The sequence below is a fragment of the Streptomyces tatrensis genome (assembly GCF_049310065.1).
GTDB lineage: Bacteria > Actinomycetota > Actinomycetes > Streptomycetales > Streptomycetaceae > Streptomyces.
The window spans coordinates 1,522,596-1,536,808 of the sequence record NZ_JBMDLB010000011.1; the positions used below are offsets into that span (position 1 = coordinate 1,522,596).

Sequence of the window (14,213 nt, forward strand, 5' to 3'; positions counted from 1 at the left end):
CCTACGGGACGGGCTCGGTCACTCCGGCCCCACCGGGGAACGCTCCTGCGCTCCGACCGCCGGCCGCGGGGTGCAGGGTCGCCTTCCCCGTCACCTCGATCCCCGTACGTTCCCCGGGGCGGGCGGCGGCCGGGCTGGGGACCCGGACGTCGATGGGGTCGTCGATGCCGTCGACGGCCACCGTGACCATGGCGTCGTGGCCGTAGAAGCGGACGTCGGTCACGGTGCCGCCGGCCCGGGCCGTCTCCGGGTCGGTCAGCCGGAGCTGCTCCGGGCGCAGCAGGACGACGCCCTCGCGGAGCCCGCCGGGCGGGTCCGCCAGGGGGATGCGGCCGAGCGCGGTGGACGCCGTGTCCCGGTCCGCGGTGGCGGTGACGAGTACCGCGTCACCGACGAAGGCCGCCACCCAGGGGTCCGCGGGACGGCTGTACACCTCGTCCGGCGTGGCGCACTGGGCCACCCGCCCGTCCCGGACGACCGCGACGAGGTCGGCCGTGGAGAGGGCCTCCTGCTGGTCGTGGGTGACGAGGAGGGCGGTGGCTCCGGTGGCGCGCAGGGCAGCGCGCACGTCTGCCCGTACGCCGGTGCGCAGCGCGGCGTCGAGGGCGTTGAACGGCTCGTCGAGCAGGACCAGGGCGGGCTGCGGTGCCAGGGCGCGGGCCAGGGCGATGCGCTGCTGCTGGCCGCCGGACAGCTCGTGGGGCATGCGCTCGCCGTAGCCGGCGAGGCCGACGAGTTCGAGCATCTCCTGCGTGCGCGCCCGCCGGGCGGCCCGGTCGAGGCCGGTCAGGCCGAAGGCGACGTTGCGGGCCACGCTCAAGTGCGGGAAGAGCGCGCCCTCCTGGGGCACGATGCCGATGCGGCGGCGTTCGGGCGGGAGGTGGACTCCGGGGCCGGTGAGCTCGCGTCCGTCGAGGGTGACGGTGCCCGCGTCGGCGCGCAGGAAGCCCGCGACGATGCGCAGCAGCGTGGTCTTGCCGCAGCCCGAGGGGCCGAGGAGGGCGGTCAGCGCGCCGCCGGGGACGGTGAGGTCGAGGCCGTCGAGGACCGGGGCCGCTCCGGGGCCGTACGCCTTGGTCAGGCCGACGATCTGCAGGTCGGTCATGTGCGGTGCCTTCCGAGGAGGTAGGACGGGATGGCGGCCAGCAGGATCAGCGCGGCGGCGTAGGGCGCGGCGGCGGCGAAGGATCCGGTGCCGGTCTCCGTCCACAGGCGGGTGGCCAGGGTGTCCATTCCCGTGGGGCGCAGCAGCAGGGTGGCGGGGAGTTCCTTCATGCACACGACGAAGGTGAGCGCGGCTCCGGCGGCGACCCCGGGGGCGGCCAGCGGCACGGTCACTTCGCGCAGCACGCGCAGCGGGGAGCGGCCCAGCGAGCGGGCCACGTCCTCGAGGACAGGCGGGGACTGGAGCACGGCGGCGCGGGTCCCGGCGACGGCGACGGGCAGGAAGAGCACGGCGTACGCGCAGACCAGCAGCGGGAGTTCCTGGTAGATCGGTTCGGCGTAGCGGACCGCGAAGAAGACCAGGGACAGGGCGACGGTGATGCCCGGGAGCGCGTGGCCGGCGTAGGCCGACTGCTCCAGCAGCCGGGCGGTCCGGCCGCGGTGGCGTGCGGCGATCACTCCGACCGGCAGGGCGAGCAGGGTGGTGAGCGCGGCTCCCGCGGCGGCGACGCCGAGGGTGGTGGCGGCGGTGTCGAGGAGCGTGGCCGGGTCCCAGGTCGCGGAGTTGCCGACGGCCAGCCAGTACCCGAGGGTCGCCAGCGGGGTGAGGACGGCGACGCCGGTGACGGCCGCGCACCAGGCCAGCGCGGGCGCCCGCCAGCGGCCGAGCAGTGCGGGAACGGCGGGGCGGGCGGTGCCGCCGCCCGTTCGCGCGTGGCCGGCCCGGCCGCGGGTCCGCGCTTCGGCGGCGACCAGGGCGATGGTCATCACGACGAGGACGATGCTCAGGGCGGCGGCGGGGGTGCGGTCGAAGCTGGCCCGGTAGGAGGTGTAGATGCCGCGGGTGAAGGTGTCGTAGCGCATCAGCGACACGGCGCCGAAGTCGGAGAACACGTAGAGCGCGACGAGTACGGCTCCGCCGGCGGCCGCGGGCCGCAGCTGCGGCAGCGTGACCCGCAGGAAGGTCTTCAGCGGCCCGTGGCCCAGTGAGCGGGCGACCTCCTCCTGCGCCGGGTCGGTGCCGCGCAGTGCGGCGGTGACGGGCAGGTAGACGTACGGGAAGCTCACCAGGGTCAGTGCGAGGGCCGACCCGGTGAAGCCGGCCAGTTCCGGGAAGGCGGACAGCCAGGCGAAGGCGGCGACGTAGCTGGGCACGGCCAGCGGCAGGGTCACCAGCACCGACCAGGCACGGGCGCCGGGCAGGTCGGTCCGTACGGTCAGCCAGGCGAGCGAGACGCCCAGGACCAGGCAGGCCGAGACGACCACGGCGGCCAGTCCGAGGCTGCGGCCGAGCAGTTGGGCGGTGCGCTCGTCGGAGACGACGTCCCAGGCGAAGGCCGGGCCGCGCTCCAGGGAGCGGACGGCGAGGTAGCCGAGGGGCAGCAGGGCGAACACGGCGGCGACGGCCGCGGGGACGAGCAGGACGGAGGGTGGCCGGCTCCCGGCACGCCACCGCCCGGTCGGCGCGGTGGCGCCGTCCGGGCGGTGGGCGGTGGCGGGATCCGTCGGCGTGACGGGATCCGTGGAGGGCATGGGGGGTCAGACCATCCCGGCTTCCTGGAGCATCTTCAGGGTCTCCTGAAGCGATTCGAGCTTCCCGAGGTCGATCTTCGGGGCGTCCAGGGTGGCCAGCGGCGGGAGGCCCTTGACCGTGCTGGTCACGCCCGAGGCGAGCGGGTACTCCTTGGTGTCATCGGCGAAGTACTTCTGCGCCTTCTCCGAGAGCAGGAAGTCGACGGCCTTCTGGGCGACCGGGGCCTGGTCGGTTCCCTTGACGATGGCGACACCGGCGGTGTTGACGAGGCCGCCCGGGTCTCCGGCGGGGAGGAAGTGGATCTTCGCCTTGACCTTGGCCTCGCCCTTCTCGGCGACCTGCTCGTACCAGTAGTAGTGGTTGACCAGCCCGAGCGAGACCTCGCCCTTGCCGACCGCCTCCAGCACCTTGAGGTTGTTGTCGTACACCTTCGGCTCGTTGGCCTTCAGGCCCTTCAGCCAGGTGCGGGTGGCGTCGTCGCCCTCCAGGACGCGCATGCCGGTGACGAAGGCCTGGAAGGAGGCGTTCGTCGGGACGTAGCCGACCTTCCCCTTCCACTCCGGCTTGACCAGATCGTGGACGGTGTCCGGCACCTTGGAGACCTGTCCGGGGTTGTACGCGAGGACGCGCACGCGGCCGGAGGTGCCCACCCAGTCGCCCGCCCCGCCGCGGAAGCCGGGGTCCACCTTGTCGAGGGAGGCCTGCGGAAGCTTCTCCAGCAGGCCCTTGGTGGACAGGGCCCCGAGGGCGCCGGCGTCCTGGGAGAAGAACAGCCCGGCCTTGGTCTTGCCCCCCTCTTCCTGGATCTGGGCGGCGAGTTCGGCGCTCTCGCCGTAGCGGACGGCGACCGTGGTGCCGACGGCCTTCTCCAGCTCGTCGAGGAGCGGCTTGACCAGCTTCTCGTTGCGGCCCGAGTAGATGACGAGGCCCGCGTCGTCCTCGTCGACGCCGCAGGCCGCGACGGCGGGGAGAAGGAGTGCCGCCGCGAAGAGCGCGGTCAGGCGTCGGACCAGGGGGCGTCGCATGGGAAGCCTTCCTACAAGGGCGGCGGAGAAATGGGTAACGCCCCATAAGTAAGGTAAAGCTAACCTAAAGGTCAAGGGTGACGCACGCAACAACTCGACCGCACCCACGCATCGGCGGAGCCGAGCCTACCGTTTATTTTCCTTTGGATCTCCCATGAGCCATCTGTGACTTTCCTGTGACTATCGGCCGAGGTAAGGCTTTCCTAAGATGCGCCCGTGACAGTCCTTCCCGACCTCCTCCCAGGCACCGCGTCCGTCCCGTTCGCCCTCGGCCTCGCCGCCCACGGCGACCGGACCGCCGTCATCACGGCCGACGGCCCGGTCAGCTATGCCGAGTTGGCCGTACGCGTGGACAGCACGGCCCGCCGCCTCGGCCGGGAACGCCGCCTGGTCCTGCTGGTCGGTACCAACACCGTCGACGCCCTCGTCGTCCACCTGGCCGCCCTCGCGGCCGGGCACCCCGTCCTCCTGGTGCCGGGCGACCACCCCGAAGCCGTCCAGTCGCTGATCGACGCGTACGACCCGGACGTCGTGGCCCGCCCCGGGGGCGGGGACGTGCTGCTCGACGAGCGGCGCGAGGGCTCGGCGCACGAGCTGCACCCGGACCTCGCCCTGCTCCTCAGCACCTCGGGGTCGACCGGATCGCCGAAGCTCGTCCGGCTGTCGCACGAGAACCTCCAGGCCAACGCGGAGGCCATCGCCCAGTACCTGGACATCCGGGACACCGACCGCGCCGCCACCACCCTGCCCCTGCACTACTGCTACGGCCTGTCCGTCGTGCACAGCCACCTCCTGCGCGGCGCCGGACTGATCCTGACCGACCTGTCGGTCGCCGACACCTGCTTCTGGGAGCTCTTCGAAGCCGCGCGGGGCACGTCGCTCGCCGGGGTGCCGTACACCTTCGACCTGCTCGACCGGGTCGGCTTCGCCGCCATGGAACTGCCCCACCTGCGCTACGTCACCCAGGCCGGCGGCCGCCTGGCGCCCGACCGGGTCCGGCGGTACGCCGCACTCGGCCGCGCCGCCGGCTGGCAGCTCTTCGTGATGTACGGCCAGACCGAGGCGACGGCCCGCATGGCCTACCTGCCGCCGCACCTCGCGGAATCCCGCCCCGAGGCGGCGGGAATCCCCATCCCGGGCGGCTCCTTCCGCCTTCGGCCGCTGCCCGACGACACCGACGGCCCTGACGGCTCCGACGGCATCGACGCGACGGACGGCACTGACGGCACCGACGGGAGCACCGGAGAGCTCGTCTACTCCGGCCCCAACGTCATGCTCGGCTACGCCCGTTCCCCCGGCGACCTCGCGCTGGGCCGGACCGTGCACGAGCTCCGCACCGGCGACATCGCGCGCCGCTCGCCCGACGGGCTGTACGAGATCACCGGCCGGAGCAGCCGCTTCGCGAAGATCCTCGGCCTGCGCATCGACCCCGGGCAGGTCGAGGCGATGCTCGCCCGGCACGGCGTCAGCGCCCTGTGCACCGGCGACGACGAGGCACTGCGCATCGTGGCCGTCGGCGACCACGACCGGGACGCCCGCCGGACAGCCAGGCTCGTGGCCCGCGACTGCGGTCTCCCGGCCCGCGCCGTGCACGTCCAGATGCTGACCGCCCTCCCCCGCCTCCCCTCGGGCAAGCCCGACTACCGGGCCGTGCGCGAACTGACCCGTCAGACGCCCGACGGCACCAACGGCATCACAGGCACCACTGGCACCACTGGCACCAGCACCGGCCCCGCTGCCACGCCGGACGGCGCCCCCGAACCCCTGCACCTGCTCTACGCACGGGTCCTCGACCGCTCGGACGTGACGGACGACAGCTCCTTCGTCGGCCTGGGCGGCGATTCGCTCTCGTACGTGGAGATGTCGATCCAGCTCGAAGAGCGGCTCGGCCACCTGCCGGCCGGCTGGCACACGACGCCGATCCGGGACCTCAAGCCTCCGGAGCGCGCGGACACCTCCCGCAGACGGACCCTGGAGACCAGCGTCGCCCTCCGCGCCCTGGCGATCTTCTGCATCGTCGGATCGCACATCCAGGTGTTCGGCATCAAGGGCGGGGCGCACATCCTGCTCGCGGTCGCCGGATACAACTTCGCCCGCTTCCACCTCACTTCCGCCGAACGGCGCGTACGCGTGCGCCGGGGCTGGACCAGCCTCGCCCGCGTCGCGCTGCCGAGCATGGCCTGGATCGGCCTGATCCTGCTCCTCAACGACGACTACACGCTCGCCAATCTCTTCCTGCTCGACAGCGTCATGGGCCCCGCCGGCCTCAAGACCGGCATGCACTTCTGGTTCATCGAGGCCCTCGTCTACATCCTGGTCGCCGCCGTCGGCCTCCTGGGCCTGCCCGCGGTGGACCGCGCCGAGCGCCGGTTCCCGTACGCCCTGCCCCTGGCCCTCGCCGGGCTGGGGCTCCTGACCCGGTACGACCTCGTCGGCCTGCCGGAGCGCGAGCACATTCCCGACGCCATCACCGTGTTCTGGCTGTTCGCCCTCGGCTGGGCGGCGGCGAAGGCCGCCGGCGCGCGACAGCGCCTCCTGGTCACTCTCGTGGCCCTGGCCACCGTGCCGGGCTTCTTCCCCGGGGACCCCGGGCGGGAGGCGATCATCCTCGCCGGATTCGTGCTCCTGGTGTGGGTGCCGAGCCTGCCCAGCCGGGAGCGCCTGAACCAACTGGCCGGCCTCCTCGCGACCAGCTCCCTGTACGTCTACCTGACGCACTGGCAGATCTTCCCGCTCATCGACGGGTTCTCCCGGCACCTGGCGTTCCTGGCCTCGCTCCTCTTCGGCATCGCCTACGCGGCCGGCGCGGCCCGGCTGATGAGAGGCGTGTCGGCGCGGACGAAGGCCCTCACGGGGAGGGGCAGGTGAACCCGCCCCTCCCCGTGGCTCAGTGACCGTGGCCGTCGTTGTGCGGCGCCTCCGAAACAGCCGGCTTCACGGTCGGCGAGACGCCGGGAGCGGGAGCCGCCGGGCTCTTCGGGGTGGCGGCAGGGGCGTGGTCGTCCGCGGCGGGTTCCTCGGCGGAGCCGTGGCTGTGGCCGCCACCGCCGGGGGCGCTCTCCATGGAGGCCGCGACTTCCCGCAGGCCGAGGAAGGCGAGTGAGGCGGTGACGAGGACGGCCAGGCCGACGAGGCTGAAGATCCGCCGCGTCGGGGTGTCGGCGTCCTTGAGCACGTAGGCGACGAAGGAGACGAGGAGTCCGGCGGGGACCAGGACGGCGCCGCGGGCGGGGAAGTCGTCGAAGTGCTGGAGGCCGCCGCTGAGCATGCCGATGCCGAAGGACAGCAGCAGCGAGGCGCCCATCACCAGCAGCAGACGGGGCAGCCCGGGACGCTCCCTGGTGAGCACGAACTCGTTGAGGACGGTCGCGGCGAGGAAGACGAGGGCGCCGTACACGGCGATGCGGGTGTAGCGGTCGGGGTCGAGCGGGTGGTGGACGACGGCGCCGCTGATGAGGCCGGCGCCGACGAAGTAGCCGACGTAGCCGAGGTACCGGGCGGCCAGGGACCGCTTCCGGGCCATGCCGGCGTGCTGTCTGCGCCGGGCGGCGCGTCCCGTGGCGGGAGAGTCGGGCGAGATGTCCGCGGTCCGGGTGCCGAGGAGCTGGGGCGAAGTCACGTACGGGTTCCTTTTGATGCTGCGTGCACGGCTCATCACCCCGTCGCCCCCTGGGAGGGCGGGTCGGGGCCTGTGATGAGAGTCGGGTCAGAACGGGGCAAAGCGCCCGGTTCTATACCTGCTGCACCACGGAGCCGAGAACACTTCGCAACGGCGGAAGGCCGGACGGAACGGTCGGCTCCCACGGGCCCGGCCGCATCGCGGCGACGGCGGGCGACAGATCACCGAGTGGAACGAGCGGCGGCGCGGGCAGCTCCCCGCCCTGCTGGGGATGGCCGGATACGCACGCCTCGGCGGGGTGACCGTGCCCACCGCCGTCGCCGTGCCCGCGGGGCGCCTCGGCGCCGTGAGGGCCGGCGGCGTCGGTGCGGTCGACGGTGACGGCGCAGTCGACGGTGACGGCAGGGCCGTCGCCGACAGCGCGGCCGTCGCCGGTGGAGCGGTCGCCACCGACGGCATCCAGGTGAGCGACGGGCACGGCGCCGCGGGCGACGTGCGCCGAGGCACTCTCGGCTCCGGCGGCATGCGTGTAGAGCAGGGCGAACAGCAGGGCGAACAGCAGGGCGGCCGGCCACAGCAGCCGCAGCGCGCCCGCCGGACGGCGGACCCGCTTCGCGCTGGATGCAGCTCGGGCCGTGATCATGTCAGGACCCTATCCCGCGGCCCGGATCCGCCGCATGGCAGCCCCGTTGACGCGAGGCGTACAGCCGCAGTCGGTTCGGCTCCACGCGCTGCCCGCGCCCGGACGCCAAGTCTCCCCACCTCTTCCCGAAAATAGAACGTATCCGGCATTTCACCGCAAGCTCGCGCGGCTCCCGTGGTTGCATCCTCATCGGAAGGGCGCGTTCACCGGGACCTGGAGGAGGCTGGATGTCCGGCTCGGCTGACGACCCCACGCGCCCGCGGACCCGGCAACGCCGACCTCTGCGGGGCGTGACGTTCCGCCCTCCCCCGCGGGCGGTGCGCCGGGATCTCGCCCAGCTCTTCTGCGCGGTCGCCGGGCTGGCTCTGGGGATGCTGCTCCCCAGACTGTCGCTGGGACCCCAGGTGGATCCCGGACCCGTGGTGACGCTCCTGTTCACCCTCGGGTTCGGCGTCATCAGCCTGGTGAGCATCATCTACTCGATGCTGTTCCTGGTCATCCAGTTCTCCGCCAGCACCTTCACGCCGCGCCTCGGCCTCTTCCGCGACGACCCGATCGTGTGGCGCGCGTTCGCCTTCACCGTCGGCGTGTTCGTCTTCAGCATCACCTCGGGGCTGGCCATCGGTGCCCGCAGGACGACCGTGTCGACCTTCGTTCCCGGCACCGCCATGGTGCTCACCCTGATCGCGCTCACCCTCATGCGGACCCTGCAGACGCGGGCGTTCCACTCGATCCAGCTCGGCCACTCCCTGACCGCCATCGCCACGCGCGCGCACCGGCTGTTCGACGACGTGTACGTACGGCCGCACGACCCGGGCAGGACTACGGCCGCGCCCACGGGCGCGCCGCCCCCGGGGGCCGGCGCCACCGCCGTGCTCTGGTCCGGACCGGCCGTGGTGGTCCAGCAGATGGACGTACGCGCCCTGGTCGGCCTGGCCGAGGAGCACGACTGCTCGATCGCCTTCCTCGTCTCCCCGGGATCGACCGTGTCACGGGGCATGACGCTCGCCGAGGTGACCGGCGGCACGCTGCCCGAGGCGGTGCTGCGCGGCGCTCTGGAGACCGGGGTGGAGCGCACCTTCGACCAGGACCCCGACCTGCCCTTCAGGCTCCTCGCCGACATCGCGCTGCGCGCACTCTCCCCGGCCGTCAACGACCCGGCCACGGCGGTGGAGAGCATGGACCGCCTCGAAGACCTGCTGACCCGCCTGGCAGGCCTGGACCTGGGCGTCGGCCGCTTCGCCGACGGGGGCGGCCGGGTGCGGGTGACGCTCCCGGTGCCCGACTGGGAGCGTTTCGTGCGCACGGCCGTCGACGACCTGCTCTCCTCCGCCGCCGGCTCCCCGATGGCACTGCGCAGGATGCGCGATCTGCTGAGCAGGCTGGCGGAGCGGATTCCGGAGAGCCGGCGCGGGGTCGTACGGGACCGGCTCCAGTGGGTCGACCGGGCGGGGAGCGAGAGCTACCCCCTCATCTGGGCCCGCTTCGAGCCCCACCCTGCCTGACGGGAAGCACCTCGGGCGCGGCCGTCAGGGCGACACCCCGGGAAGGGAGTCCGCTTCGGCCGTATCCGCGCGCCGACGGCCGGTACGTTGCCCTCTCCGACCTCACATGTCCGTGGTCAGAAGGTGGAGGCCGTTGTGGATGGCGAGTCGGACCCCTCTCCCGGCCGGCGGCGCCTGCCGCGGCTCCATCCGGCCCACCACCCCGTCCAGCCGGTCACGGTTCCCGGCGCGCTCGATCCCGAGCGGGCCTGGATGCGGGATCTGGCCGGTCTGCTGAGCGAACTGGGCGCGGAGAGCCTGCGGGCGGGGAAGCGCACCTCGACGGTGGAGGACGAGCTCGGCGAGATCGCGGCGTGCTACGGCATGCGGGCCCGCAGTTTCGTCGTGCCCACCGGCCTGTTCGTCCGGGTCGACCCGGTCTCCTCGCCGGTGGACGGGGAACTCGACTTCGCCCTGGTGCACGGGCCCGACCTCCGGCTGGACCAGACGCAGGCGCTGGAGGAACTGCTGGCCCGGCTGCGTACCGGCGTCCAGCCGTTCCCCGAGGTCCGTGCCGCGCTGGAGGAGGTGCGGTCGATGCCGCAGAGCGTGAGCACGGTCGCCTCGGTCTTCGGATACGTCGTGGCCACCGTCGGGCTGGGCATGGTCTTCCACGCCACCGTCCCCGCGATCATCGGCTACGCGGTGCTCGGGCTGGCGGTCGGCCTGCTGCAGGTGCTCACCGCGCGCTACTGGCCGGTCCTCGGCCCGATCCTGCCGGTGGTCGCCGGCATCCTGGCCACCGGTCTCGCCCAGGCGTTCGCCGGGCCCCTGTTGCACGAGTCGCCCCAGTTCCTGTTCATCGCCCCGCTCGTCGGCTTCCTGCCCGGCGCGGCCCTGACGATGGCGCCCATCGAGCTGTCGCTCGGCTACACCCTGTCCGGCGTGGCCCGGCTGGCCGGGGCGGTCAACGTCCTGCTCCTGCTGGCCGTGGGCATCCTGGCCGGCGTCCAGGCCGTGGACGCACGGCCCGCCGCACCCCCGTACCCGGAGGTGTTCGGGCCCTGGGCGGGGTGGGTCGGGGCGGTGCTGTTCCTCGTCGGCTTCACGCTCTACTTCTCCGCGCCCGCGCGGACGATGCCCTGGATGATCGCCGCCCTGCTGCTGGCACGACTGGTGCAGACCGCGGGTCAGGCCGTGGCCGGGATCGCGCTCGGCGCCTTCCTGGCGGGCATGCTGCTGCCGCGCTGGCCGCCTGGATCCAGCGCCGCCGCAACATCCCGGACCTGCTGATCTTCCTCCCCTGCTACTGGGTCCTGGTACCCGGTGCGAGCAGCCTCGAAGGCGTCTCCGAACTGCTGGCCCGGCACACCGCCGCCAGCATGGGGCTCCTCCTCAACGCCATGGTCACCCTCGTCGCCATCGGCCTGGGCATCCTGGTCGGGGCCCAGCTGAGCGGCCGCCCCCGGGTCCGGGTCGGCCCGGCGCCCGACCCGCCCGCGGCCTGATCCCCCGGCCACGGCGGCCGCCGGAGCGCGCACCCGGCCGGCACCCGGAGCCTCCGGATGCCGGCCGTCCTACGGGGGATGAGGCGGGATCAGACGGGATCAGGCGCTCGGTGAGACGTCCGCGCGCACCCGGCGGGCCGCCTCGACGAGGTTCTCCAGGGAGGCCCGCGTCTCGGGCCAGCCGCGGGTCTTCAGGCCGCAGTCGGGGTTGACCCAGAGGCGTTCGGCGGGGATCGCCCCGAGTCCCTTGCGCAGCAGGGCCGTCGCCTCGCCGGCCGAGGGGATGCGGGGAGAGTGGATGTCCCAGACGCCGGGGCCGACCTCGCGCGGGTAGCCCGCGCCGGCGAGTTCGGTCGCTACCTGCATGTGGGAGCGGGCCGCCTCCAGGCTGATGACGTCGGCGTCGAGGTTCTCGATGGCCTCGACGACGTCCCCGAACTCCGCGTAGCACATGTGGGTGTGGATCTGGGTGTCCGGCCGGACCCCGCTGGTGGTGAGGCGGAAGGATTCCGTGGCCCACTCCAGGTAGCCGGCATGGTCGGCGGCGCGCAGCGGGAGGGTTTCGCGCAGGGCGGGCTCGTCGACCTGGATGACGGAGGTGCCGGCCGCCTCCAGGTCGGTCACCTCGTCGCGGAGCGCGAGGGCCACCTGGCGGGCGGTGGCGGCGAGCGGCTGGTCGTCGCGGACGAAGGACCAGGCGAGCATGGTGACGGGGCCGGTGAGCATGCCCTTGACCGGCTTGGCCGTCTGCTGCTGGGCGTACGCGGTCCAGCGGACGGTCATCGGGTCGGGGCGCGAGATGTCACCGGCGAGGACCGGCGGGCGGACGTAGCGGGTGCCGTAGGACTGGACCCAGCCGTGCTGGGTGGCGAGGTAGCCGGTCAGCTGCTCGGCGAAGTACTGCACCATGTCGCCCCGTTCGGGCTCTCCGTGCACGAGCACGTCGAGGCCCGCCTTCTCCTGGAAGGAGACGACTTCGCGGATCTCGGCCCGGATGCGGTCCTCGTAGGCCGCCGTGTCGATGCGTCCCGCGCGCAGGTCGGCGCGGGCGGCGCGCAGTTCCGTGGTCTGCGGGAAGGAGCCGATGGTGGTGGTGGGCAGGAGCGGCAGGCCGAGGTGGGCGCGCTGGGCGGCGGCCCGTTCGGCGTAGGACGGGACGCGGCGGCCGTCCGTGTCGGTGATGGCGGCGGTGCGGGCGCGGACGGCGGGGTCGTGGGTGATCCGGGAGGCGGCGCGGGAGGCCAGGTCGGCCCGGTTGGCGGCGAGTTCGGCCGCGATCGCGTCGGTGCCCCGGGCGAGTCCCCGGGCCAGCGTGCTGATCTCGGTGGTCTTCTGCCGGGCGAAGGCGAGCCAGCGCCGGATCTGCGGATCGGTGTCCCGCTCGGCGTCGGCGTCGAGCGGGACGTGCAGCAGGGAGCAGGACGCGGCGACGTCGACCCGGCCGGCGAGGCCGAGCAGGGTGCCCAGGGTCGTCAGCGACCGCTGGTGGTCGTTGATCCAGATGTTGCGGCCGTCGACCACGCCGGCGACCAGGCGCTTGCCGGGGATGCCGCCGGCCGCGGCGAGGTCGTCGAGGTTGGCGGCGGCCCGGTCGGTGAAGTCGAGGGCGAGGCCCTCCACGGGCGCCTTCGCCAGTACGGGCAGTACTTCGCCGAGCCGGTCGAAGTAGGAGGCGACGAGCAGCTTGGGGCGCTCGGTGAGGCCGGGGCCGCCGAGCTCGCGGTAGGCGCGGGCCGCGGCGTTGAGTTCGGCCGGGGTGCGGTCCTGGACCAGGGCCGGTTCGTCGAGCTGGACCCATTCGGCGCCCGCCGCGCGCAGTGCGGCGAGGACCTGTGCGTAGACGGGGAGCAGCCGGTCGAGGAGGGCCAGCGGCTCGAATCCGGGGGCCGTGCCGGGTGCGGGCTTGGCGAGGAGGAGGTAGGTCACCGGTCCGACGAGGACCGGTCGGGCCGTGTGGCCGAGGGCCAGGGCCTCCTTCAACTCGGCGACCTGTCGGGCGGGTTCGGCGGTGAAGACGGTGTCGGGGCCCAGTTCGGGGACCAGGTAGTGGTAGTTGGTGTCGAACCACTTGGTCATCTCCAGCGGGGCCACGTCCTGGGTGCCGCGCGCCATCGCGAAGTAGCCGTCCAGGGCGTCCGCTTCGACCGCGGACCGGTGGCGGTCGGGGATCGCGCCGAGCATGACCGTGGTGTCCAGGACGTGGTCGTAGTACGAGAAGTCGCCGGTGGGCAGCTCGGTGATGCCGGCCCCGGCGAGCCGGGCCCAGTTGGTGCGGCGCAGGTCGCGGGCCGTGGCGCGGAGGGCTTCGGCGGTGACGCGGCCCTTCCAGTAGCCCTCGACCGCCTTCTTCAGTTCCCGGTTCTGTCCCTGGCGGGGGTAGCCGTACACGGTGGCGCCCACGGGCGCGGTTGCGGGTGCGCCTACGGGCGCGGCTGCGGACTCGGTGGTCACGGAACTCTCCTTCGCGAGCGTGTCTCCATGAACCCGGTGACGGGCCGCGGACGCGAAGGGTGCGGGAACGGGCGGGCGCCGGGGTCGCGTACGGCTCGGTACGCGACGGGAGGACCCGCCTGAAGCACGCCGACCCGCCCACGAGGTCACCGGGAAACCGTGCGCGGTCGATCGCGCGCGGGCAACGGGCAGGTCTTCGGACTCGCGGGCTCGCCTGCCGGTCTCCCGACGGGCACCTAATGGCCGTCGCTTCCCAGGACCGGTTCCGGTCCCAGTGCGTATGACGGCGGTCGTTCCCGCTCACCGCTGCGGGGCAGTCCCGGATTCCCACCGGGTTCCCTCTTACGACGCCTCCCGCCTGGCGGGCGGGGGCGAACCAGCTGCGAGGCCCACAGTAGGGCGGACGCCCGGGAAATGAACACGACTTCCCCCATGCCGGACCGTGAAATGGGACACGGAGACGCGCCTCCCCCGGCCCGACGGCGGTTGACGCGCACCCACCCCACCCCCTTATTGAAAATGGTCGTCGTTTTCGTATAGGCTCACGCCGGACGCTTCGACACCCACACCAGGAGGTCCCGATGGCCGTGCCCAAACGGAAGATGTCCCGCAGCAACACCCGCCACCGCCGGGCCCAGTGGAAGGCCACGACGCCGCAGCTCGCCCCGATCACCGTCGACGGGGCCGTGTACCTGGTTCCGCAGCGGCTGGTGAAGGCGTACGAACGCGGCCTGCTGCGCCCCGAGAGCTGAGGAGAGCCACCCCGTGAAGTCCCCGATCCGCCC

At 73.1% G+C, this 14,213-nt stretch carries 11 protein-coding genes and 1 riboswitch; of the genes, 5 read left to right on the plus strand and 6 right to left on the minus strand.

Annotated features, from left to right (window positions below; translation table 11 throughout):
* Position 1: 1 nt before the first annotated feature.
* Genes ACODT5_RS22575 through ACODT5_RS22585 form a run of 3 tightly spaced genes read right to left on the minus strand, consistent with a single transcriptional unit; the run spans position 2 to position 3,723 of the window.
* Complete coding sequence (locus tag ACODT5_RS22575) at positions 2-1,105, minus strand: ABC transporter ATP-binding protein (RefSeq protein WP_422521117.1); 1,104 nt, start codon at positions 1,103-1,105, stop codon at positions 2-4.
* Positions 1,102-2,697, minus strand: coding sequence for an ABC transporter permease (locus ACODT5_RS22580; RefSeq protein ID WP_422521118.1), 1,596 nt, complete (start codon positions 2,695-2,697; stop codon positions 1,102-1,104). The genes ACODT5_RS22575 and ACODT5_RS22580 overlap by 4 nt, the downstream gene beginning before the upstream one ends.
* A 6-nt stretch (positions 2,698-2,703) precedes the next feature.
* On the minus strand, positions 2,704-3,723 hold the full coding sequence (locus ACODT5_RS22585; protein WP_422521119.1) for an iron ABC transporter substrate-binding protein: 1,020 nt from the start codon (positions 3,721-3,723) through the stop codon (positions 2,704-2,706).
* A 216-nt stretch (positions 3,724-3,939) separates the two neighbouring features.
* On the opposite strand from ACODT5_RS22585, the gene ACODT5_RS22590 reads away from it, so the two are divergent.
* Entirely contained in the window at positions 3,940-6,591 is a 2,652-nt protein-coding gene (locus tag ACODT5_RS22590; RefSeq protein ID WP_422521120.1) for an AMP-binding protein, read from the plus strand.
* Between the two features lie 19 nt (positions 6,592-6,610).
* On the opposite strand, the gene ACODT5_RS22595 is transcribed toward ACODT5_RS22590, so the two are convergent.
* Complete coding sequence (locus ACODT5_RS22595) at positions 6,611-7,342, minus strand: hypothetical protein (RefSeq protein WP_422521121.1); 732 nt, start codon at positions 7,340-7,342, stop codon at positions 6,611-6,613.
* Positions 7,343-7,454: 112 nt separating this feature from the next.
* Positions 7,455-7,985, minus strand: a complete 531-nt coding sequence (locus ACODT5_RS22600; protein ID WP_422521122.1) for a hypothetical protein — start codon at positions 7,983-7,985, stop codon at positions 7,455-7,457.
* Between the two features lie 227 nt (positions 7,986-8,212).
* Here ACODT5_RS22600 and ACODT5_RS22605 point away from each other — a divergent pair, with 227 nt between their 5' ends.
* The 3 genes from ACODT5_RS22605 to ACODT5_RS22615 all read left to right on the plus strand — a co-directional run bounded on the left by ACODT5_RS22605 (position 8,213) and on the right by ACODT5_RS22615 (position 10,977).
* Positions 8,213-9,490 carry a DUF2254 family protein gene (locus ACODT5_RS22605; RefSeq protein ID WP_422521123.1) on the plus strand — a complete coding sequence of 426 codons (1,278 nt, stop codon included), beginning with the start codon at positions 8,213-8,215 and terminating at the stop codon, positions 9,488-9,490.
* 135 nt (positions 9,491-9,625) lie between these two features.
* Entirely contained in the window at positions 9,626-10,762 is a 1,137-nt protein-coding gene (locus tag ACODT5_RS22610) for a threonine/serine exporter family protein (RefSeq protein WP_422521124.1), read from the plus strand.
* An 89-nt stretch (positions 10,763-10,851) separates the two neighbouring features.
* Entirely contained in the window at positions 10,852-10,977 is a 126-nt protein-coding gene (locus ACODT5_RS22615; protein ID WP_422521125.1) for a hypothetical protein, read from the plus strand.
* 99 nt (positions 10,978-11,076) lie between these two features.
* Here the strand turns inward: ACODT5_RS22615 and metE are convergent, their stop codons facing one another.
* A complete protein-coding gene (gene metE, locus ACODT5_RS22620; RefSeq protein ID WP_422521126.1) occupies positions 11,077-13,428 on the minus strand; it encodes a 5-methyltetrahydropteroyltriglutamate--homocysteine S-methyltransferase in 2,352 nt (783 codons plus the stop codon).
* 170 nt (positions 13,429-13,598) lie between these two features.
* A riboswitch (cobalamin riboswitch) is annotated at positions 13,599-13,824 on the minus strand.
* 185 nt (positions 13,825-14,009) lie between these two features.
* Here metE and rpmF point away from each other — a divergent pair.
* A complete protein-coding gene (gene rpmF / locus ACODT5_RS22625; RefSeq protein ID WP_422521127.1) occupies positions 14,010-14,180 on the plus strand; it encodes a 50S ribosomal protein L32 in 171 nt (56 codons plus the stop codon).
* The last annotated feature ends 33 nt before the right edge of the window (positions 14,181-14,213 follow it).

Coding starts and splice junctions, on each gene's coding strand:
- ACODT5_RS22575 (WP_422521117.1), bottom strand. CDS start 1,105: ATGACCGACCTGCAGATCGTCGGCCTGACCAAGGCGTACGGCCCCGGA.
- rpmF (WP_422521127.1), top strand. CDS start 14,010: ATGGCCGTGCCCAAACGGAAGATGTCCCGCAGCAACACCCGCCACCGC.
- ACODT5_RS22615 (WP_422521125.1), top strand. CDS start 10,852: ATGGGGCTCCTCCTCAACGCCATGGTCACCCTCGTCGCCATCGGCCTG.
- ACODT5_RS22585 (WP_422521119.1), bottom strand. CDS start 3,723: ATGCGACGCCCCCTGGTCCGACGCCTGACCGCGCTCTTCGCGGCGGCA.
- ACODT5_RS22580 (WP_422521118.1), bottom strand. CDS start 2,697: ATGCCCTCCACGGATCCCGTCACGCCGACGGATCCCGCCACCGCCCAC.
- ACODT5_RS22605 (WP_422521123.1), top strand. CDS start 8,213: ATGTCCGGCTCGGCTGACGACCCCACGCGCCCGCGGACCCGGCAACGC.
- ACODT5_RS22600 (WP_422521122.1), bottom strand. CDS start 7,985: ATGATCACGGCCCGAGCTGCATCCAGCGCGAAGCGGGTCCGCCGTCCG.